22 protein-coding genes are annotated in these 19,669 nt (G+C 63.9%); 16 read left to right on the top strand and 6 right to left on the bottom strand.

The genetic code is table 11. The features are described 5' to 3' along the window. Positions 1–1,126: TonB-dependent receptor plug domain-containing protein (locus AX735_RS06480; RefSeq protein ID WP_156447437.1), on the bottom strand; the 1,126-nt coding region annotated here is incomplete at its 3' end. Further along, on the bottom strand, positions 1,123–1,755 hold the full coding sequence (maiA, locus tag AX735_RS06485; protein ID WP_066277434.1) for a maleylacetoacetate isomerase: 633 nt from the start codon (positions 1,753–1,755) through the stop codon (positions 1,123–1,125). The genes maiA and AX735_RS06480, both read right to left, overlap by 4 nt. Positions 1,756–1,858: 103 nt before the next feature. Here maiA and AX735_RS06490 point away from each other — a divergent pair, with 103 nt between their 5' ends. The 9 genes from AX735_RS06490 to hslU all read left to right on the top strand — a co-directional run bounded on the left by AX735_RS06490 (position 1,859) and on the right by hslU (position 9,627). After that, entirely contained in the window at positions 1,859–2,461 is a 603-nt protein-coding gene (locus tag AX735_RS06490; RefSeq protein WP_066277437.1) for a TIGR04282 family arsenosugar biosynthesis glycosyltransferase, read from the top strand. After that, positions 2,452–3,171 carry a glycosyltransferase gene (locus AX735_RS06495; RefSeq protein ID WP_066277440.1) on the top strand — a complete coding sequence of 240 codons (720 nt, stop codon included), beginning with the start codon at positions 2,452–2,454 and terminating at the stop codon, positions 3,169–3,171. The genes AX735_RS06490 and AX735_RS06495 overlap by 10 nt, the downstream gene beginning before the upstream one ends. A gap of 150 nt (positions 3,172–3,321) precedes the next feature. Continuing rightward, a complete protein-coding gene (locus tag AX735_RS06500; RefSeq protein ID WP_066277493.1) occupies positions 3,322–3,537 on the top strand; it encodes a hypothetical protein in 216 nt (71 codons plus the stop codon). A gap of 297 nt (positions 3,538–3,834) precedes the next feature. Beyond that, on the top strand, positions 3,835–5,136 hold the full coding sequence (wecC, locus tag AX735_RS06505; protein WP_066277442.1) for a UDP-N-acetyl-D-mannosamine dehydrogenase: 1,302 nt from the start codon (positions 3,835–3,837) through the stop codon (positions 5,134–5,136). Between the two features lie 18 nt (positions 5,137–5,154). After that, complete coding sequence (locus AX735_RS06510; protein ID WP_066277444.1) at positions 5,155–6,153, top strand: NAD-dependent epimerase/dehydratase family protein; 999 nt, start codon at positions 5,155–5,157, stop codon at positions 6,151–6,153. Positions 6,154–6,230: 77 nt separating this feature from the next. Beyond that, the gene (locus tag AX735_RS06515; RefSeq protein WP_066277451.1) at positions 6,231–6,533 is read left to right on the top strand and encodes a putative quinol monooxygenase; all 303 of its coding nucleotides are present in this window, start codon (positions 6,231–6,233) and stop codon (positions 6,531–6,533) included. A gap of 60 nt (positions 6,534–6,593) precedes the next feature. Continuing rightward, a complete protein-coding gene (gene hslV / locus AX735_RS06520) occupies positions 6,594–7,136 on the top strand; it encodes an ATP-dependent protease subunit HslV (RefSeq protein ID WP_066277495.1) in 543 nt (180 codons plus the stop codon). 19 nt (positions 7,137–7,155) lie between these two features. Then, a complete protein-coding gene (locus tag AX735_RS06525) occupies positions 7,156–8,265 on the top strand; it encodes an FAD-dependent oxidoreductase (RefSeq protein ID WP_066277454.1) in 1,110 nt (369 codons plus the stop codon). A 60-nt stretch (positions 8,266–8,325) separates the two neighbouring features. Further along, a complete protein-coding gene (hslU, locus tag AX735_RS06530) occupies positions 8,326–9,627 on the top strand; it encodes an ATP-dependent protease ATPase subunit HslU (RefSeq protein ID WP_066277462.1) in 1,302 nt (433 codons plus the stop codon). Positions 9,628–9,752: 125 nt separating this feature from the next. Here the strand turns inward: hslU and AX735_RS25655 are convergent, their stop codons facing one another. Further along, positions 9,753–10,577, bottom strand: coding sequence for a hypothetical protein (locus AX735_RS25655; RefSeq protein WP_171007781.1), 825 nt, complete (start codon positions 10,575–10,577; stop codon positions 9,753–9,755). Between AX735_RS25655 and AX735_RS25660 the strand changes: the two genes are divergently transcribed. The 5 genes from AX735_RS25660 to AX735_RS06555 all read left to right on the top strand — a co-directional run bounded on the left by AX735_RS25660 (position 10,539) and on the right by AX735_RS06555 (position 15,883). After that, positions 10,539–11,396, top strand: coding sequence for a methyl-accepting chemotaxis protein (locus tag AX735_RS25660; RefSeq protein ID WP_171007782.1), 858 nt, complete (start codon positions 10,539–10,541; stop codon positions 11,394–11,396). The genes AX735_RS25655 and AX735_RS25660 overlap by 39 nt on opposite strands. A gap of 155 nt (positions 11,397–11,551) precedes the next feature. Next, complete coding sequence (locus AX735_RS06540) at positions 11,552–12,937, top strand: M48 family metalloprotease (protein WP_066277469.1); 1,386 nt, start codon at positions 11,552–11,554, stop codon at positions 12,935–12,937. A gap of 95 nt (positions 12,938–13,032) precedes the next feature. Further along, on the top strand, positions 13,033–13,812 hold the full coding sequence (locus AX735_RS06545) for a DsbA family protein (RefSeq protein WP_082750970.1): 780 nt from the start codon (positions 13,033–13,035) through the stop codon (positions 13,810–13,812). 42 nt (positions 13,813–13,854) lie between these two features. Next, positions 13,855–14,844 carry a M48 family metallopeptidase gene (locus tag AX735_RS06550; protein ID WP_171007783.1) on the top strand — a complete coding sequence of 330 codons (990 nt, stop codon included), beginning with the start codon at positions 13,855–13,857 and terminating at the stop codon, positions 14,842–14,844. Between the two features lie 142 nt (positions 14,845–14,986). Continuing rightward, positions 14,987–15,883, top strand: coding sequence for an OmpA family protein (locus tag AX735_RS06555; protein ID WP_066277475.1), 897 nt, complete (start codon positions 14,987–14,989; stop codon positions 15,881–15,883). Between the two features lie 71 nt (positions 15,884–15,954). Here the strand turns inward: AX735_RS06555 and AX735_RS06560 are convergent, their stop codons facing one another. Next, entirely contained in the window at positions 15,955–16,326 is a 372-nt protein-coding gene (locus AX735_RS06560) for a VOC family protein (protein WP_066277479.1), read from the bottom strand. A 107-nt stretch (positions 16,327–16,433) separates the two neighbouring features. Continuing rightward, complete coding sequence (locus AX735_RS06565) at positions 16,434–17,039, bottom strand: HD domain-containing protein (RefSeq protein WP_171007784.1); 606 nt, start codon at positions 17,037–17,039, stop codon at positions 16,434–16,436. 96 nt (positions 17,040–17,135) lie between these two features. Here AX735_RS06565 and AX735_RS06570 point away from each other — a divergent pair, with 96 nt between their 5' ends. Next, positions 17,136–18,233 (top strand): sensor histidine kinase, encoded by a 1,098-nt coding sequence (locus tag AX735_RS06570; RefSeq protein ID WP_066277491.1) that lies wholly within the window; start codon positions 17,136–17,138, stop codon positions 18,231–18,233. After that, positions 18,230–19,036 carry a LytR/AlgR family response regulator transcription factor gene (locus AX735_RS06575; protein ID WP_023837830.1) on the top strand — a complete coding sequence of 269 codons (807 nt, stop codon included), beginning with the start codon at positions 18,230–18,232 and terminating at the stop codon, positions 19,034–19,036. The genes AX735_RS06570 and AX735_RS06575 overlap by 4 nt, the downstream gene beginning before the upstream one ends. Before the next feature lie 119 nt (positions 19,037–19,155). Here AX735_RS06575 and AX735_RS06580 read toward each other — a convergent pair whose 3' ends face one another. Further along, on the bottom strand, positions 19,156–19,611 hold the full coding sequence (locus tag AX735_RS06580) for a nucleoside deaminase (protein WP_066277499.1): 456 nt from the start codon (positions 19,609–19,611) through the stop codon (positions 19,156–19,158). Between the last annotated feature and the right edge of the window lie 58 nt (positions 19,612–19,669).

Here is a 19,669-nt window from a genome sequence, read left to right on the forward strand (position 1 = left end):
GGCGGGTGGGCGCGCCCGCGACAAAGGTGAACAGCTCGCGCGTTTCGCCCGTCGTCCGCCGCCATTCGGCGCCGAGGCGCAGTTCGCCCGCACTGCCCAGCGAAGGGCGGATTTCGGCGCGCGCACCTATGCCGGTCGAAGGGGTGTTGTACTGGTCCAGGCTTTGCGTGACGGTACGGCGGTCGGCGCTGATCGCACCGAAGCTGCTCTCGAAGCGGCGCATCTGCACATAGGCGAGCGCCGACCAGGGCAGGTTGCCGCGCCCGACCAGCCTCAGGCTGGCGTCGGCGCCGTCGTTGCGGTTGTCGCTGAAGGCGAAGCCGCGCTCGCGCTCGTCGGTGAAGACGCGTCCACTGGCCTGCAGTTCGGTGCTGGCATCGAGCGGGGCGACGAAGCGCAGGTTGACACCCAGCTGCTCATAGGGAGCTGGGCGGTCTACCGGGCCGCGCTGGCGCGCTATCACCGGGGTGAAGCCGTCGCCGCGAGCATATTGCGCGGAGATCGTCAGCCCCCCCTGCCCGAGCGCCTGCGTCGTGCCGATGCTCGCCTCGAGCGACTGGCGGCTGCCATAGGCAAGGTCGGAATAGACATTCGACTGGCCGGGCGCGATCCCCGAGCTGTCGAGCTCAATCGTTCCGGCGAGCGCGCCGGGGCCATCGCCGCCAGTGCCGCCGCCGCGCCGCACGCGCACGCTGGCGAGGTTGATGGCGTCATAGCCGGGAAAGCTGATCCAGCCGCCGAACGGATCGCTCTGCGGTACGCCGTCGAGCAGCATCAGCACACGGCTTGAGGCGTTGCCGCCGAGCCCGCGCAGCGTCACCCCCTGGCTGGTCGGATTGGCGCTGCGCGCATCCGATCGACGGAACTGCTGCAGCCCAGGCACCAGCCTGAGCGCGTTTTCGAGCCGCTGGCTGGGTTCGTTGGCCAGCATGTCGGGCGAGATGGTGGTGACGCTATAGGCGCGGTCGCCGATCGGCGCATCGAGAGGGCGCCCGACCACCGTGATCGGCGCATCAGGCCAGCTGATCGTATCGCCCTGCGGCTGGGCCTCCTGCGCATGCGCTGGGGCAGATGCGAGTGCCGCCAGTCCGACGCCGCAGACCAGATGGAGGATGGCAACCTTCACGCGGGCTTCACCCTTTCCGGATGGGCAGCGGCAAAGGCCGGGATCGCCTGCAGCGCGGCATCGATCCGCGTCAGGCGCGGATAGGGTGCCATGTCGAGTTCGAACCGCCTGGCATTGGCGACCTGCGGCACCAGACACACATCGGTTAGATCGGGTGCATCACCGCCGAACACGCCGGTTTCGGGTGCCATCTTTTCCAGCGCGGCGAAGCCCTCGGCAATCCAGTGGCGGTACCACGCATCGACCGCCGCCTGGTCCTGGCCCATCTCGTTCTTGAGATAATGCAGCATCCTCAGGTTGTTGACCGGGTGGATGTCCGCGATGATCACCATGGCGCGCGCGAGTGTGGCGGCGCGCGCGACCGGATCGGCGGGGATCAGGCGCGGCTCGGGGCGCGTCGCATCGAGATAGTCGATGATCGCCAGTGACTGGGTCAGGTCCTGCCCGTCGATATGGAGCATCGGCACCAGCCCCTGCGGGTTGCGCGCGACATAATCGGGAGCCTTTTGCTGGCGGGCCAGCAAGTCGGTCGGCACTGCCCGATAGGCGATCCGCTTGAGATTCAGCACGATGCGGACGCGGTAACTGGCAGACGAGCGCCAGTAATCGAACAGAATGGTGTCGGACATGCGCGAGGCTCCTCGAGGTCGGTTGGCCGGGCCGCGCACCATATGGCGGCAGGATAGCGATGCAAGGCTTGTTTCCCTTTCGCGGAGCGTTAAGCCTTGCGCGATGACCGCCCTGCCCGATCTCGTGCTGTTCGCCAAATATCCGGTGCCGGGCTATGCCAAGACGCGGCTGATTCCTGCTCTGGGCGCGGTAGGAGCGGCAACAGTCCATCGTCACCTCGCAGGGCGGACCGTCCATATCCTGTTGCAGGCGGGAGCGCCCGTGGAAGTGCGTTTTGCCGGGGCTGATGAAACTCAATTCCGCGATTGGCTCGGCGATGGGGTCCTGCTGATCGAGCAGGTGGAGGGCGGGCTTTCCGAGCGGTTGATCGATGCCGCACGCGACCATCCGCACATCTTCTTCGGCGCAGACACGCCGGATCTGGATGTAGCGACTGTCGCATCCGCCATGGCGGCGCTGGAAAGCCATGATGTCGTGATCGGCCCCGCAGAGGACGGTGGCTATTATCTCATCGGAATGCAGAGCGCTCACCCCGAATTGCTGGTCGATATGCCGTGGAGCACCGAAGCCGTGCTGCCCGAGACCTTGCGACGGTGCGATGCTCTCGGCCTTGGCGTGGCCCTGCTGCCCACGCTCGCCGATTGCGACCGGCCCGAGGACCTGGCGCGCTGGCCGTATCTCGCGGAGCCTGGCCAATGCGCGTGACGCTGATGATCCCGGCGTTGAACGAGGCCAAGGCCCTGCCGGCAACGATCGCCAATGTCGCCGCGCTCGATCCGCAGCCCGACGAGATCCTGCTTGTCGATGGCGGCAGCGAGGACGAAACGGTTGCACTGGCGAGAGCGGCAGGCTGGCGAACCGAGCTTTCGCCGACGCGCGGACGCGGCCCGCAGATCAATTTCGGGGTGGAACAGGCCGGCGGCGATCTCGTGTGCATCCTGCACGCCGACAGTCTGCTACCGCCCGATGCGATCACGCACATTCGCCGGGTGCTGGCAGACCGCCGAATCGCGCTGGCCACCTTCCTGCCGATCATCCGGGGCGAAAAGACGCGCTGGTTCACCACCGCGCACAACTGGTGGAAGACCTATTATCCCATCGTCACCCACCCCCACCTGTTCGTGCGCGGTGTCCGGCTGCTGTTCGGCGACCATGCGATGTTCTTCCGCCGCACCGATTATCTGCGCATAGGGGGAATTCCGGCGGACGCCACGATCATGGAGGAGGCCGATCTGTGCATCGGCTTTGCGCGACTCGGCAAGCTGAGGATGACACGCAAGCCGGTCATCACATCCGACCGCCGCATTGCAGCATGGGGGCCCCTGAAAGCCAATTTTATTTATCTCAAGGTCGGCCTCGCCTGGACCTTCGGCATGCGGCACCGACTCAAGGACATGTACCCGGACGTCCGATAAAAGCGGCATTTTGAGGATATTCGGCAGTCTCGACCTATCGCAAACTTTCGCCACCGTTATGGTGCGATATGGCCATTTCGCACTTGCAACATACGCCTGATTGTGCCATCTGATCGTTGAACGCAAAAACTCCTTATGGGGAATATCAAAATGAAAATGTTCAAAGCCACTGTGGCCGCGATCGCTCTGACCACCATGGTCGGCGCACCGGTCCTCGCTCAGGCTGCCGGTCGTGTGGCCGCAGCGTCGAGCGAAGAGAGCGAAGCTGAAGGCAGCACCGGAATCATCATCGGTGTCGTCGCTGCTGCGGCCGTCATCGGCGGCATCATCGTCATCGCTGACGACGACGAGCCGAACAGCCCCTGATTTCATCAGGCGCACGCTAAACGGAAAAGGGCGGCTCCCAAGGGCCGCCCTTTTTTGTTGTGTCGAGCAGGGGCGTACCGTTTGATTGCCTGAGGGTGGCCAATGCCGAAGGGTCCGGGTCGGCATGGGAAAGGCGATAAGGGCACGCAGCAGCCTTGGCGCATCAGGCCCTGAAATTGCCACTCTTGCGGGTGATGCAGCCACTGCTTACCGGTTTTTTAACCGGGACGCGACTAGAGCAGGCCTCTATGGTTCGCCGCTTTGCACCGCCGGGCCGACCACGATCGGGGATTGAGCATGCTGTCCGAAAAGAAGCCTGAAGTTTGCGTTCTGGGACTGGGCTATATCGGCCTGCCCACAGCAGCGATCATCGCGCGCTCGGGCTGCCGGGTGCTCGGCGTCGATGTGTCCGAACATGTCGTCAGCACCATTGCCGAGGGCCGAATCCATATCGAGGAAGTCGATCTGGACGGCCTGGTCCAGGGCGTGGTCGCGCGCGGCATGCTGCGCACCTCGCTCCAGGTCGAGCCGTCGGACGTGTTCGTCATCGCGGTGCCGACCCCATTCGACGACAAGCATGCCCCCGATATCAGCTATGTGCTCCAGGCCGCGAGCAGCATCGCCGCGGTGCTGAAGGCCGGGGACTGCATCATCCTCGAATCGACCTCGCCCGTCGGCACCACCGAGGAAATGCGCGACCTGATCGCCAAGCTGCGCCCCGATCTGAAAGTACCGGGCCTGACCAGCGACATTCCCGATATCGCCATCGCATATTGCCCCGAGCGCGTGCTGCCCGGCCGCATTCTCGAGGAACTGACCAACAACGATCGCTCGATCGGTGGCATCACCCCCCGCTGCGCGCGCAAGGCGCTGACCTTCTACCGTCGCTTCGTGCGCGGCGAATGCATCACCACCGATGCACGCTCGGCCGAAATGACCAAGCTGGTCGAAAACGCCTATCGCGACGTCAACATCGCCTTTGCCAACGAGCTGTCGATCGTCGCCGATCGCATGGGGCTCGACGTGTGGGAAGTGATCCGCCTCGCCAACCGGCACCCGCGCGTCAACATCCTGCAGCCCGGCCCCGGCGTCGGCGGCCATTGCATCGCGGTCGACCCCTGGTTCATCATCCATGGCGCTCCAGATGAAACCCCGCTGATCCGCACCGCCCGCTGGGTCAATGACGGCAAGGTCGATCATGTGCTCGGCAAGGCGGGCGCGCTGATCGAGGCCAATCCGGATGCGAAGGTCGCCTGCCTGGGCCTGGCGTTCAAGGCCAATATCGACGACTTCCGCGAGAGCCCCGCGAACAAGGTCGCGCTGGCGCTGGCGCAGAAATTCGGCGCACGGATCCGCATCGTCGAACCCTATGCGCAGACGCTGCCACCCGCCTATGACGGGCTGGGCGCCAGCTTGATCGATGTCGACGATGCAATCGAAAGCTGCGACCTGTTCATCGTGCTGGTCGACCATGACGTGTTCAAGTCGATCCCGCTCGCCGAACGCGCGGGCAAGATCGTCTACGACACGCGCGGAATCTGGCCCGACCAGCCTGCCTCGCCCGAGCGTCCGAGCGGCCATTTGCGTCTCGCCGGCTGATCGGGCAGACCAAATCCCATGACCATCATCGTCACCGGAGCCGCCGGGTTTATCGGCCATGCCCTGACGCGCGCGCAGATGCAGCGCGGCGAGCATGTCGTCGGCATCGACAATCTCAATGCCTATTACGATCCCGCGCTCAAGCATGCGCGACTGGCCGACTTGGGCACGATCAACGCGGGACATTTCGATTTTCTCGAGCTGGATTTCGCCGATCATGGCGCGCTCGAGGCCGCGATTGCGCCCTATAAGCTGACGACCATCGTGCATCTCGGCGCGCAGGCGGGGGTTCGCTACAGCATCGACAATCCGCGCGCCTATGTGCAGTCGAACCTGGTCGGGCATCTCAACCTGCTGGAAGTCGCCCGGCACAGGCAGGTCCGCCAGTTCGTCTATGCCTCGTCCTCGTCGGTCTATGGCAACAGCGATACCGTGCCGTTCAGCGTCGATTCCCGTGTCGACCACCCGATCTCGCTCTATGCCGCCACCAAGAAGGCGGACGAGCTGATGAGCGAGACCTATGCGCATCTCTATCGCCTGCCGATGACGGGGCTGCGCTTCTTCACCGTCTACGGGCCCTGGGGCCGGCCCGACATGGCGCTGTGGAAGTTCACCAGCGCGATCCTGCAGGGCCAGCCGATCGACGTGTACAACCATGGCGATATGCGCCGCGACTTCACCTATATCGACGATATCATCGCCGGCGTGCTCGCCGTGATCGACCGCCCGCCGGCCGATGACGGCGCGGTCAAGCCCGGCGGGAGCGTCTCGCCGCACCGCCTCTACAATATCGGCAACAACCAGCCCGAGCCGCTGGGCCGGATGATCGACGTGATCGAGGCTGCGTGCGGCAGACCAGCGATCCGCAACCTGCTGCCGATGCAGCCGGGCGATGTCTACCAGACCTATGCCGATATCAGCGCGATCCAGGGCGATCTGGGATACGCACCGACCACCGGAATCGATATTGGCATTCCCCGCTTCGTCGACTGGTACCGAAGCTATACCGGCAGCTGACTTGCCGCCGCCGCCCAAGCACCGTAACCCTGTCGTCGTACCGGACGAAGCTCCGGCAAGGCAGGAGACCAAGCGACATGCTCATCATCGAAGGCTGGCTGCAGTTCGCACCGGGTGAAATCGACAAGTTTGCCGAGGCCGCCAGGCAGATGGTCGAGGCGACGCGGCAGGAAGAAGGCTGCCTGCATTATGCCTTTGCCCGCGACATGAACGATCCCGACATCATCCGCATCTCCGAACGCTGGGTCGACGAAGCCGCGCTGGAAGCCCATTTCGCCTCACCGCACATGGCCGCCTTCGGTGCGGGGCTCGCGCAGGTTGAACGGCTGGGATCGGACGTGCGGCTCTATGACGGCGAAGAAGTCCGCCGCATCATGTAGGGCTTGCGGCCCCTGCCCAGCTCCACCATATCGCGGGCCATGAGCAAGGATAGCAGCAGCATGCCCGTATGGCATGGAACCACCATCGTCGGCATTCGCAAGAACGGCAAGGCGGTGATCGCAGGTGATGGCCAGGTATCGATGGGCCAGACGGTGATGAAGCCCAATGCGCGCAAGGTGCGCCGCCTGGGCGACGGATCGGTCATCGGCGGGTTCGCGGGCGCGACCGCCGACGCGTTCACTCTCTTCGAGCGGCTCGAAGCCAAGCTCGAGCGCCATTCGGGTCAGCTGATGCGCGCCGCGGTCGAACTCGCCAAGGACTGGCGGACCGACAAGTATTTGCGCAACCTGGAAGCGATGATGATCGTAGCCGACAAGGAGGTGACGCTCATCCTGACCGGGAACGGCGACGTGCTCGAACCCGTGGACGGCGTCGCCGCGATCGGATCGGGCGGAAATTTCGCGCTCGCCGCAGCCCGCGCGCTGATGGAATACGAACAGGACGCGGAAGTCATCGCGCGCAAGGCGATGAAGATCGCCAGCGACGTATGCGTCTATACGAACGACCAGCTGACGATCGAGACGCTCGACACCGCCGCCTGATGCCCTAGGGTCCGCAGCCATGCTGTGGCAGACGAACAGGCGGGGGTTGGTGACGGGCGGCGGTGCCGCGCTGTTGCTGGGGGGATGCACGACAGACGCGACGACGCGTCCGGTGGCCGCGCCCCCTGCCCCGCCGATGTGCTTGCCGAAGGTGCAGGTCGATGCCAATCGCGTGATCCGCACCGTGGCCGGGCTGCGTCCGTTCCGCCCCTCCGGCTTCGTCGTGCGCGCCGAGGCATTGGGCGACACGCGCTTGGTGCACAATTACGGCCATGGCGGCGGCGGCATCTCGCTGAGCTGGGGCAGTTCGCGCCTCGCCACCTCGCTCGGCCTGCCCAGCCATTCGGGTCCCGTTGCGGTGATCGGGGCCGGCATCATGGGATTGACCACCGCACGGCTGGTACAGGAGGCTGGCTATCCGGTCACCATCTACACCGCCGCGCTGCCACCGCAGACGACATCGAACATCGCCGGCGGCCAGATCTTCCCCACCGGCTATTTCGACGATGATGTCGCGACCCCCGAATTTCGCGGTCAGGCCGATGCCGCCGCCGACTACAGCCGCCGCCGCTTCCAGATCATGGCGGGCGACGATTACGGCATCCGCTGGCTGCCGACCTACGACCAGACGCGGCGGACCGGTCCGCTGCCGTCCGATCCTCGCTTTCCCGGACGCGTGCGGCTTGGCCCGGACGAGCACCCCTTCGCGCTCGACAATGTCGTCCGCTACGAGACCATGTATGTAGAGACCGGGCGCTTTCTCGAGCGGTTGCTGCGCGACATTCGCCTGGCTGGCGGCAAGGTCGAACTGCGCAGCTTCAACACGCCGTCGGAGGTCGCGGCGCTTCCCGAGCGCCTGGTGTTCAACTGCACCGGGCTGGGCGCGGCCAAGCTGTTCGGCGATCCCGAACTGGTGCCGGTGCGCGGACAGCTCGCGGTGCTGATCCCCCAACCCGAAATCCGCTATGCCTATGCCTTCCCCGCCGGATACATGTTCCCGCGCGGCGACGGCATTTTGCTCGGAGGCACTTATGAGCGCGGCGTATATCTCGCCGAGCCTCAGCCGCATGACATCGCCGCGATCGTCGAATCGCACCGCAGCCTGATGGCGGGATGGCGCTGCGCTTGAAGCCAGCGCGGCCACACCCCAATTTGTGAGCGCGATACTCCCTTCCAGAGAAGACACTGAATGACCGATACGCTTACCCCGAAGAACATCGTTGCCGCGCTCGATGCGCATATCATCGGCCAGCAGGACGCCAAGCGCGCTGTCGCGGTGGCACTGCGCAACCGCTGGCGGCGTCAGCGCCTCCCCGCCGAGCTGCGCGACGAGGTGACGCCGAAGAACATCCTGATGATTGGCCCCACCGGCTGCGGCAAGACCGAGATCTCGCGCCGCCTCGCAAAGCTTGCCGATGCGCCGTTCATCAAGATCGAGGCTACCAAGTTCACCGAGGTCGGCTATGTCGGCCGCGATGTGGACCAGATCGCCCGCGACTTGGTCGAGGATGCCGTGCGGCTCGAAAAGGAGCGCCGCCGCGAGAAGGTACGTGAAGCCGCATCCGAAGCGGCGATGGAGCGGCTGCTCAACGCGCTGGTCGGCGACAATGCCAGCGAGGCCACCCGCCAGAGCTTCCGCCAGCGCATCGTCGACAATCACATGAACGATACCGAGGTCGAGATCGAGGTCGAGGCTGCGCCCAACATGCCGATGGAAATCCCCGGCATGGGCGGCCAGGTGGGCATGATCAACCTGTCCGACATGATGGGCAAGGCGTTCGGCCAGAAGCGCACCAAGCCGCGCAAGATGCGGCTCGCCGACGCCTGGGACAAGCTGATCGAGGAAGAGTCTGAAAAGCGCATGGACCAGGATGACGTCGCGCGTGCGGCGCTGGCCGATGCGGAGGCCAACGGCATCGTGTTCCTCGACGAGATCGACAAGATTGCGGTGTCCGATGTGCGCGGCGGATCGGTCAGCCGTGAAGGCGTGCAGCGCGATTTGCTGCCGCTGATCGAGGGCACGACCGTTGCGACCAAATACGGCCCGATGAAGACCGACCATGTGCTGTTCATCGCATCGGGCGCGTTCCACATCGCCAAGCCCAGCGACATGCTGCCCGAGCTGCAGGGCCGCCTGCCGATCCGCGTCGAGCTCAAGGCACTGAGCGAGGAGGATTTCTTCCACATCCTCACCCAGACCAAGGCCAACCTGGCACAGCAATACAGCGCGCTGCTGGGTACCGAGGAGTTGAAGCTGGAATTCAGCGAGGACGCGCTGCGCGAGGTCGCGCGGATTGCCGCCTCGGTGAACGAGACGGTGGAGAATATCGGCGCCCGCCGTCTGCAGACCGTGATGGAAAAGCTGCTCGAGGAAATCAGCTTCAACGCCGAGGACCATCGCGGCGAGACGATCAGCATCGATGCTGACTACGTCAAGCAGCAGCTCACCGGCATCGCAAAGAATACCGATCTGAGCAAATACGTGCTTTGATCGCCTTGATCGCATTCTTTCAGTCTGGCGCTGATCCTGTCCGGTGGCCCGGAGCAGCGCCAGTTGAAGTTAGCCTCGGATTAACCATGTTCTGCTAGCGCGATCCCATGCCGAGGGGATCGCGCCTAGTCCTGCGTCAAATCTACCGGGAAATGACCGTTCATTTCCAGGGTATTTGGTCTGACATGCAGCATGGTCAGCTCGTCGCGGAAAAGGTTGGCGATGAATTTGCGCGGCGTCAGATGCTGCGGACCAGCGCCGCCTTGTTGCCGATGATCCCCTCGGTCTTCATCACCGGCGCGCTGCTTGCCCTTGTCACCTGGAACACGCCGGCCTTCGACATGGTCCTGCTTGCTGGTCTCGCAAGCCTCCTGACCATGGTTGCGAATATTCCGATTTTTCTCAAGCTGAAGTTGCTCGCGGACCAACCCGACCGCATCCAGAAAAGCCTGCCCCGCCTTGACACCGCCTTGACCGCTGTCGCGCTGGTTTCCGGGATAGGCTGGTCCACCATTATCGCAGGGCTCCTGCTCTCGGGGATCGCGCCTCTGCACGACATGGCCATCGCGATCAGCATATCGACCACCGCAATCGGTACGCTGTGCTACCTCTCGCGTCCGTTGGCAAACCTGGCCTGGTTCGCGTCGATGGGCATGGGCCTGTGCGTTGCAATTGCCGTGGCTGGCCAGTCGATGCAATTCTATTTCTACATCCTGCTGGCGACGTTCTGTTTCATCTTGTGGCGCAGCACCATGGTCATATGGCGTCATTACGCCGAGGCGATCCTGCAATCCCATCAACTTGCGGAAGCACGCGAAAACGGATTTCTGGCGGAGCAGCAAAAGGCGAGCGAAAGAGCCGAGCAGGAACTGCACGCGCAAAGGATGCTCGCGCAGCAGCATGACCGTCACATGGAAGAGCGTCGCCGGGCAAGGGCCGATCTGGCTCATGCCTTCGAGCTGTCCGTTGTGCAGACGGTCGATCGGCTCACCGATGCGCTCGCGCAACTTGGCAAAAGCGCCGCAGCCCTGCACGCCATCGGCGAGGAAACCGACAGCAGTGCGACCGAGGTGACGGCGCGCGCCAGCAATGTCGGCCTTTCGGTACAGCATGTCGCTGCCGCGATCGAACAGCTCAATCAGTCAGCCAAGGCGATTGCGCAGCGCGTAGATACACAGCATGAAGCCGCCGCAGCAGCGCGAGGGGCCAGCATGTCAGGCAGTGTCGCGGTCAGTGCACTGGCGGCCCAGGCGGAAAGAGTGTCCGAGATCACGACGCTGATCAACGACATTGCCTCGCAGACCAACCTGCTCGCGCTGAACGCCACGATCGAGGCCGCGCGCGCAGGCGAGGCTGGTCGCGGCTTTTCCATCGTGGCGCACGAGGTCAAGCAGTTGTCTGGTCAGACGCGCGGCGCGATCCAGTCGGTCGACGATACCGTGCAGGGCATCCGCGCGCGCATGGACCTGACCGAAATGACCATCGATTCCATTGCCGACCAGATCGATGTGGTGACCGAGGGGGCGGCGCATATTTCCAAGGTGATTGCCGATCAGGGCGAGGCGACCAGCGACATTCACGCCACCACGCGACAGGTCGCCAGCGACGCGCATGCAATGGAGGAAACCGCACAGGCGGTCAGCCGGAATGCCCAGCGGGTCAAGTCGGTCTCCGACGACATGAGGCGCGTCACCTCGCAACTGGAGGAGCAGGCGCTGGCGCTGCGCCGGGCCAGCAGTGCGTTTCTCGCGGAACTCAGGGCCGCCTGAACCACCTGTCGTCGCATTTGTTGCCGCCCCGCTGGGCATATCGTCCGCACCACGCTAAGCTTGACCCCGAGCGTGCGGTTTCATCGCATGTTCATCGGCGGGGCTTCACCTGTCCCGCCTTCGATCAAGCCTTTAGCCATGGAAACCGGCAGCGCATGCAGCACCGCTCCCAGCCTCAGCCTCCTGCGATAGCCCGTCTGTTTGCCAGGATGCTGGCGCTGTGCGCGGCTGTCATGCTGGCGATCCAGCCTGCTGCGGCGCAATCGATCCTGCGCGATGCGGAGACTGAGGCGCTGCTCGCAGACATGTCGCGCGACCTGATCCTTGCCGCAGGGCTCCTGCCGTCGAACGTCAATGTCGTCGTCATCAACGACCGCAGCATCAACGCCTTCGTGGCCGGGACGCAGGACGTGTACATCCATAGTGGGCTGATCGAGGCGGCGGACAATGCCAACGAGGTCCAGGGCGTCATCGCGCACGAACTCGGGCATATCGCGCTCGGCCATTCGATCACCCGGTCGGAAAACGCCTCCAAGGCGGGCAACATCACCATATTGTCGCTGCTTCTCGGGTTGGCGGCGGTGGCCGCTGGCGCGGGCGAAGCGGGGCTTGGCATCATCGGCGCCGGACAGCAGGCGGCTCTGGGCAAGTTCCTGGCACATACCCGTGGCGAGGAATCGGGGGCCGATGTCGCGGGCGCGAAATATCTCTCGCAAGCTGGGCTAACCGGCAAGGGCTCGCTGGCGTTCTTCAAGAAGCTGCAGAATCTGGAATTCCGTCTCGCGATCCCGCAGGAGGACAGTTACAACCGCTCTCACCCCCTTTCGGGCGAGCGCATCACGCTGTTGCAGGAAATCTACCAGAACGACCCGGCCTATGATAATCCGCTCGACCCCGAGCTCGAGGCGCGGTTCCAGCGGGTGAAGGCCAAGCTGGTCGGCTATGTCGCAGAGCCCACCGAGACACTGCGCGATTATCCCGAGACCGACCAGAGCGTACCCGCGCGCTACGCCCGCGCCTATGCCTGGCACAAGAGCGCGTACCCTGAAAAGGCGCTGGCAGAGGTCCGCTCATTGCTCGCCCAGGCGCCCGACGACCCCTATTTTCTTGAAATCTACGGTCAGATCCTGCTCGAATCGGGGCGCCCCAAGGAAGCGATCGCCCCGCTGCAAAAGGCGGTGGCGAGCACCAACGCCCAGTCGCTGATCGCCGGCGTCTATGGCCATGCGCTGATCGCGACCGAGGATCCGTCGAACCTCGCCGAGGCCGAGCGCGTGCTGAAGGCGGCGGTGGCACGCGATGCGGAAAATCCGTTTGCATGGTATCAGCTGGGCGTCGTCTATGCCGATCGCGGCGACACCGCGCGCGCGGCGCTGGCCAGCGCGGAACGCTATGTGCTTCAGGGCAATGCGCCATTGGCGCTACAGAGCGCCGAACAGGCGATGACCACCCTGCCCCAGGGCAGCGCCGACTGGATCCGCGCGCAGGATATCGCGATCCTCGCCCGCGATGCGGTTGAACGCCAGCGCCGCCGCCGCTAAGCCGCATCGATCCATTGCATTTCACCAACCAAGGGCCCGCCATGACATCGCAATCGTCTTCTTCCGGCGAGGCCCGTTCAGGGAAACTTCCATTTATGATCGGTGCCGGTTTGCTCACCATCGCCGCAGGTGTCGGCACGCTTCTGTGGCAGAGCGGCGCGACCGTGACCTCGGGCGGCGCGGCGGCACAGGATGCCGACAAGGCGGCGGCCGCAGCCGGGTTCGACACCCAAGACAAGGCGGCAATCGAGGCGATCGTGCGCGCCTATATCCTCGAAAATCCCGAGATCATTCCCGAGGCGGTCGAGAAGCTGCGCGGCAAGCAGGCGGCCACGCGCATAACCTCGGTGCGCAAGGAGGTCGAAACGCCCTATGCCAGCGCCTTTGCCGGCAATCCCGAAGGCGATGTCGTGCTGGTAGAATATTCGGATTTCGCCTGCGGATTCTGCCGCCAGAGCGTGGCCGATGTCGCAAAGCTGTTGGGTGAGGACAAGAATCTCAAGATCGTGTTCCACGAGCTCCCCATCCTGTCGGACGAGAGCCGCGTCGCCGCCGCCTGGGGCCTGGCCGCCGCAAAGCAGGGCAAATATTATCCGTTCTACAAGGCGATGTTCGCCGCCGGACGCCCTAGCCAGGCAACGATCGAGCAGGCCGCAAAGACCGCAGAGCTCGATATGGCTGCTGCGCGAGGCTTCGTCGCCAGCAAGCAAGCCGAGGCGGTGCTCGACGGCAATATCCGCATCGCGCAGCAGCTCGAGTTCAGCGGGACGCCCAGCTGGGTCGTGGGCAACCGCGTGCTCAACGGCGCGGTCGGCTATGACGAGCTCAAATCGGCGATCGCCGATGCCCGATCGGTGAAGAAGCCGGTCGGCTGATTCATGCGAAGGGCTGCGTGCGCCTGGGCCATGGCGGGGCTGATGGCGCTCGCGGTCCCGCTGCCCGCCATCGCCGCTTCAGGATCGCCCAAGGCTTCCGAATGGTCGCTGGATGCGTTGCGCGCGGCTGATGTCCGGGTGCTCAGCGTCGGCTACCGGCTCGCTACGGCCAACGCGCCATTCTGTCGCGCGATCGAGAATGCTGCCGGAATGACGCTGCACCATATCGGGCAGTATCCCGATGCCGCTGCGGCGCGCGCGACCTTCGGCTTTGCCGGCGACTATGCCGTGCTCGCGCTGGTCGCCGATGGCCCGGCCGCGCGTGCAGGCCTTCGCACCGACGATGCCATCGTCTCGTTCAACGGCATGCCCCTTGCCCCACCTGCCGCGGAACTCGCGGCAATCGACCAGGTCGCGGCCTATCGCCCGATAGCATGGGCCGATACGCGGATGCGGGCAGCGCTGGACAAGGGACCGGTGGTGCTGGGCATCCTGCGGGGTGGCCAACCGATGGCGATCACGGTGACTGGCACCCCTGCCTGCCGGAGTCGGTTCGAGCTGCGTCCGAGCGATTCCTATGGCGCGTCCGCAGACGGCGATATCGTCGGCATCACCGTACCGATGCTTTCGTTCATGGCCGACGATGATGAACTCGCGGCCATCCTGGCGCACGAACTGGCGCACAATCTGCTCGAGCATCGCAGGCGGCTCAACGAGGCGGGGGTGCAGCGCGGGCTGCTGCAGCAGCTCGGAAGAAACGCCAGGCTGACGCTGGCGACCGAGATCGAGGCGGACCAGCTGTCGATCTGGCTGATGGCCAATGCCGGCTATGATGCGCAAGCCTCGGTGCGGTTCTGGACGCGCTACGGCAAGCAACGCGGCAAGGGCATATTTTCTGCCCCTACCCATTACCGCTGGAAGAAGCGCGTCGGGCTGTTCGAAGCCGAGATTGCGAAGATGCAGACTGCTCCCAGAGACGCCCGGGGCTGGTATCCGCCGCTGCTCGCTGAACCACCAGCGCTGCTCGAGTAACGGTCCTGGACCGTTTGTTCCTCGCCTCGCCGCACGCATTGCGTCGTCTTGCCGCACGCTTCGAGTCGCAACAGGAACCGATAGCCCCATTTGTCAGTCTCCCGAGGAACAGGGACGAATTTCATTTCCTCAAGGAGCATCTATGCCTTTTCATGCCACCACGTCGGGCATTCGTCTGACCCTGGCCGCGCTCGCGCTTTCCGCCTCGCCTGCGCTTGTCGCCCAGCAGAACACGCCGCTGCGCGCCGATGTCGCGAGCGAAGCCGAAGCGCTTCCCGATCCCGCGACGATGACAAAGGGGCCCGAGATCAAGGGCGTGCTCACCGCGCGCCAGGGTGACCGCATCCAGGTTCAGACCGCCGATGGCAGCCGCACGATCCTGTTCGTCAACGACCAGACCCAGGTCCGCGCGACCGGCGGTCTCTTCGGAGCAAGCCGCACCCAGCTGGATACCGGCGCGCTGCTCAACGGCCTTCCGCTGACGATCAAGACGCTGCAGTCGGGCGACACGCTGCTGGCCAGTCAGATCACCTTCAAGAATACCGACTTCAAGACCGCGTCGATGATCCGCACCGGAACCGCCCAGCAGTTTGCCGAACAGACTGCAGCGACCGAGGCGCTGCGCGGCCGCATGGGCGATATCGACCAGTATAACGTCAAGGCGACGACGAACGTCTATTTCGACACCGCCCAGGCGAAGCTCAGCGATCAGGCCAAGGCGGAGCTGTGCGCGGCCGCAGGCTCTGCCGAGCAGATGGACAATGCGCTGCTGCTGGTCGTCGGCTATACCGATGCCGATGGCGACGAGGAGTTCAACCAGACGCTGAGCGAGAAGCGCGCTGCGAGCGTGATCAACTATCTGCAGCAGGTCTGCAAGTGGAAGCCCTATCGCATGCTGACGCCTGCTGGGATGGCCGAGGCCGATCCGGTCGCAGACAATATGACCGAAGAGGGCAAGGCGCAGAACCGCCGCGTTGCGGTGAATGTGCTGGTCAGCAAGGCGGTGGACGGTCTCTACGCCGAAAATTCGGCGCGCTGAGGCCTATTGAACAGCTTGGATAGAACGAGGGGGCATCCGCCATATGCGGGTGCCCTCTTCGTTTGCTCGCCTCAATCCCTTGCCGCGCTGAGCGCAATGCGGTTGCCTTCGCTGTCCTCGATCTCAGCAACAAAGCCTGCCTCGCCGATATCCTTCTTGGGATAGAGGATGGTGGCTCCCAGGGCTGTGGCCCGAGCGAGCGTGGCGTCGATGTCGTCAACGTCGAAATAGAGAATGGGACCAGTCTTGGCGGGCTTGTACACATCCCCCTGGGCCAAGGCACCGCTCGCCCCTGCCCCGCCATCGGCACGCGGAAAGAAGGCCATGGCATAACCATCGACCGTCTCCCTGCGAAGGCGATAACCGAACACCACCTCATAGAAGCGTACGGCCCGGTCCATGTTCTCGACGGGAATCTCGAAATGGACGACGGGATTGGTCATGGGGTCCTGCCTTGTGCCGGGCACTTGCGGAGAAGCACGCTCGTCAGGGGCGCAGGCCGCGAGCGCCAGCAGCATGCATGGCGCAACTCGCCATCCGCGCACGGCAATCAGGCCTGCTCTGCCACCTTGGCGTACATCGAGTTGATCGGGCGAGCCATCACCCGGCGCAGCATCGGTTCGAAAAACTCGAGCGGCTCGCTCTCGTAATCTGGGTCGAAGGCTGCCTGGTCGTATTTCTCGCAGAATTCCGCGCAGGCATCGAAATAGGGCGAGCTGCGGAAATTCTCGCGCACGTCACGATCGCCGCCGATAAAATGGAAATAGTAATAGCCCTGGAACGCGCCGTGATTGGCGCAGATCCAGTGCACCTCCTCCGACACGAACGGCTTGATGATGGCGGCCGCGACATCGGGATGGTTGAAACTGCCCAGCGTGTCGCCGATATCGTGGAGCAACGCCATGACGACATATTGCTCGTCGCGGCCATCGCGGTGCGCGCGGGTTGCGGTTTGCAGGCTGTGCTGCAGCCGATCGATCGGAAAACCGCCGAAATCGCCATCGAGCAGCCGCAGATGCGCCAGCACCCTGTCGGCCAGTCCCCCGGCAAATTCGCGATACTGCCCGGCGATGATCGCCCAGTCTTCCTGCGTCCCGTTGGTCATCGCGGTGAACTTGGCCCGAGCCTCGGGCGCCAGCGTATCCGTCATGGGCATCCTCTCCTGTCTGTTTGTACGAAGCGTAACCCAGCCTACCAGCGGATGCAAAAAATTGTGGGGTGCGGGAGCGAAACCGGCTAGACCGGGTTCACCATGGCGATGCTGCCTATCAAGCCGACACCGTTCTTTGCCAACAAGAACCGGGCCTTCTGGAACCTGCAGACGCTGGGCTGGGCAGGTGCCTTGGCGCTGCGCGGTATCTCCGGGCTCGCCAATGGCCAGCCGATCTCGTTCCTGGTGCCGATCATCATCGCGACGATCACCGGCTATTCGGTCTCGCTGGTGATGAGCGTGATCTACCAGACGCTGATCGACCGCAAGCCGCTGGTCACCTGGGGCGTGACGCTGATCGTACTGCTGACGGGATCCGCGCTCTGGGCCTTTGTCGACGCCTGGGTCGCCACGCTCTATCGCCCCGGCACCGACAGCAACTTCACCGCGATCCTGCTCGGCGCCTTCTATCTCGACCTCACCCTGCTCGGCGCGTGGTCGGCGCTCTATTACGCGATCAACTTCTTCCTGCGGATCGAGGAACAGCAGGACCAGATGCTGCGGCTGGAGAACCAGGCCACCAGCGCGCAGCTGGCGATGCTGCGCTATCAGCTCAACCCGCATTTCCTGTTCAACACGCTGAACAGCATCTCGACGCTGGTGCTGCTCAAGCAGACCGAACCCGCGAACGCGATGCTCTCGCGCCTGTCTTCGTTCCTGCGCTACACGCTCGCCAACGAGCCGACGGCGCGCGTGACGCTCGAGCAGGAAGTCGAGACTTTGAAGCTCTATCTCGACATCGAGAAGATGCGCTTCGAGGAGCGGTTGCGCGCGCATTTCGACATAGAGCCCAATGCGGCCAAGGCGCTTCTCCCATCGTTGCTCTTGCAACCACTGGTTGAGAACGCCATTAAATACGCGGTGACACCCAAGGAGGATGGGGCCGATATCAACATCTCGGCGCAACTCATCGGACCTCTGCTGCGTATCACCGTAACCGACACAGGGCCCGGATTGAAGAAGCAGGGCGAGAAAGCCAATGCATCAACCGGGGTCGGGCTGGCGAATATCAGGGACAGACTGTCCCAGGCATATGAAGACAATCACCGGTTTGAGACACGATCATCACCCGGGGGCGGCTATAGCGTGATTATCGAAATTCCGTTTGAAACACGCGAACAAAGGCAATTACAGGCATGACCATCCGCACCATCCTGATCGATGACGAGAAGCTCGCGATCCAGGGCATGCAGCTCCGGCTGGAAAAGTTCGAAGACATTGAGATTATCGATACCTGCCTCAACGGACGCGAGGCCATCCGCAAGATAAAGACACTCAAGCCCGACCTGATCTTTCTCGACATCCAGATGCCCGGCTTCGACGGATTCTCTGTCGTGCAGGGGATCATGGACATCGAGCCGCCGCTGGTCGTGTTCTGCACCGCCTATAGCGAGCACGCGATCAAGGCTTTCGAGGCGCAGGCTGTCGATTATCTGCTCAAGCCCGTCGAGGACGTGCGCCTGGCCGATGCGATCGATCGCATCCGCGAACGCATCCGCGACAAGAAGGGCCGCGAGGAAGCCGTCAAGCTGATGAACGTGCTGAACGAGGTGGCCCCCGACGCGGTGGAAAATCTCGATCTGGGCGAGGAAGACGAAGCCGCTTCGTCGAACCGCTATGAGAAGCTCATCAACATCAAGGATCGCGGCCAGATCTTCCGCGTCGATGTCGATACCATCGAGCGCATCGATGCCGCTGGCGATTACATGTGCATCTATACCGGCGACAATTCGCTGATCCTGCGCGAGACGATGAAGGATCTGGAAAAGCGGCTCGACCCGCGAAACTTCCAGCGCGTGCACCGTTCGACCATCGTCAATCTTGGGCTGGTCCGCCAGGTCAAGCCGCACACCAATGGCGAATGTTTCCTGGTGCTCGAATCGGGCGCGCAGGTGAAGGTCTCGCGCAGCTATCGCGACGTGGTGGCGCGGTTCGTCCACTGATCGCTCCGAAAGTTTGATCGTCTGAAATCGTCACCCCCGCGAAGGCGGGGGGCCCGCTTCTCACGCGACGTTAATGAAAAAGCGGGTTTCCCGCTTTCGCGGGAATGACGGCCAAGGCATTATCGCCGTGCGGCGAAGAATGCCTTCAGCAGTAGCGCAGCCTCTTCCTCTCCAACGCCTGCATAGACCTCCGGCCTGTGCAGCACCGTGGGCTGATGGAACAGGCGCGGGCCATGCTCGACCGCCCCGCCCTTGGGGTCGCTGGCCGCATAGTGCAGCCTCGCGATCCGGGCGTGCGCGATCGCCCCGGCGCACATCGCGCACGGTTCCAGCGTCACCCATAAATCGCATCCCGTCAGCCGGTCACTCGCCAGTGTTGCGCATGCCTCGCGGATCGCCATGATCTCGGCATGCGCGGTGGGATCGTGCAAAGCGCGGGGCTGGTTATGGCCCCGCCCTATGACCTTGCCTTTGCGGACAACGATCGCGCCCACCGGCACCTCGCCCAGCTCTGCTGCCTTGCGCGCCAGATCGAGCGCGAGAGCAGCATATTGGCGGGCGGTATCGAGTGTCATGGCATCCGCCTTGCCGTAATGCGCCTTGCGCCGCCAGCGGATTCGCGGCAGATACGGG

This window comes from Blastomonas sp. CCH1-A6, from assembly GCF_001556365.1.
Classification (GTDB): domain Bacteria; phylum Pseudomonadota; class Alphaproteobacteria; order Sphingomonadales; family Sphingomonadaceae; genus Blastomonas; species Blastomonas ursincola.

Bases quoted from the DNA above. Each gene is read 5' to 3' on its own strand.
- AX735_RS06575 (WP_023837830.1), top strand. From the start codon at position 18,230: ATGACCATCCGCACCATCCTGATCGATGACGAGAAGCTCGCGATCCAG.
- AX735_RS06540 (WP_066277469.1), top strand. From the start codon at position 11,552: ATGCAGCACCGCTCCCAGCCTCAGCCTCCTGCGATAGCCCGTCTGTTT.
- maiA (WP_066277434.1), bottom strand. From the start codon at position 1,755: ATGTCCGACACCATTCTGTTCGATTACTGGCGCTCGTCTGCCAGTTAC.
- AX735_RS06510 (WP_066277444.1), top strand. From the start codon at position 5,155: ATGACCATCATCGTCACCGGAGCCGCCGGGTTTATCGGCCATGCCCTG.
- AX735_RS06525 (WP_066277454.1), top strand. From the start codon at position 7,156: ATGCTGTGGCAGACGAACAGGCGGGGGTTGGTGACGGGCGGCGGTGCC.
- AX735_RS06515 (WP_066277451.1), top strand. From the start codon at position 6,231: ATGCTCATCATCGAAGGCTGGCTGCAGTTCGCACCGGGTGAAATCGAC.
- AX735_RS25655 (WP_171007781.1), bottom strand. From the start codon at position 10,577: ATGAGCCAGATCGGCCCTTGCCCGGCGACGCTCTTCCATGTGACGGTC.
- AX735_RS06495 (WP_066277440.1), top strand. From the start codon at position 2,452: ATGCGCGTGACGCTGATGATCCCGGCGTTGAACGAGGCCAAGGCCCTG.
- AX735_RS06570 (WP_066277491.1), top strand. From the start codon at position 17,136: ATGGCGATGCTGCCTATCAAGCCGACACCGTTCTTTGCCAACAAGAAC.
- AX735_RS06560 (WP_066277479.1), bottom strand. From the start codon at position 16,326: ATGACCAATCCCGTCGTCCATTTCGAGATTCCCGTCGAGAACATGGAC.
- hslV (WP_066277495.1), top strand. From the start codon at position 6,594: ATGCCCGTATGGCATGGAACCACCATCGTCGGCATTCGCAAGAACGGC.
- AX735_RS06490 (WP_066277437.1), top strand. From the start codon at position 1,859: ATGACCGCCCTGCCCGATCTCGTGCTGTTCGCCAAATATCCGGTGCCG.
- AX735_RS06565 (WP_171007784.1), bottom strand. From the start codon at position 17,039: ATGCCCATGACGGATACGCTGGCGCCCGAGGCTCGGGCCAAGTTCACC.
- AX735_RS06550 (WP_171007783.1), top strand. From the start codon at position 13,855: ATGGCGCTCGCGGTCCCGCTGCCCGCCATCGCCGCTTCAGGATCGCCC.
- wecC (WP_066277442.1), top strand. From the start codon at position 3,835: ATGCTGTCCGAAAAGAAGCCTGAAGTTTGCGTTCTGGGACTGGGCTAT.
- AX735_RS06545 (WP_082750970.1), top strand. From the start codon at position 13,033: ATGATCGGTGCCGGTTTGCTCACCATCGCCGCAGGTGTCGGCACGCTT.
- AX735_RS06500 (WP_066277493.1), top strand. From the start codon at position 3,322: ATGAAAATGTTCAAAGCCACTGTGGCCGCGATCGCTCTGACCACCATG.
- AX735_RS06580 (WP_066277499.1), bottom strand. From the start codon at position 19,611: ATGACACTCGATACCGCCCGCCAATATGCTGCTCTCGCGCTCGATCTG.
- AX735_RS06555 (WP_066277475.1), top strand. From the start codon at position 14,987: ATGCCTTTTCATGCCACCACGTCGGGCATTCGTCTGACCCTGGCCGCG.
- hslU (WP_066277462.1), top strand. From the start codon at position 8,326: ATGACCGATACGCTTACCCCGAAGAACATCGTTGCCGCGCTCGATGCG.
- AX735_RS25660 (WP_171007782.1), top strand. From the start codon at position 10,539: ATGGAAGAGCGTCGCCGGGCAAGGGCCGATCTGGCTCATGCCTTCGAG.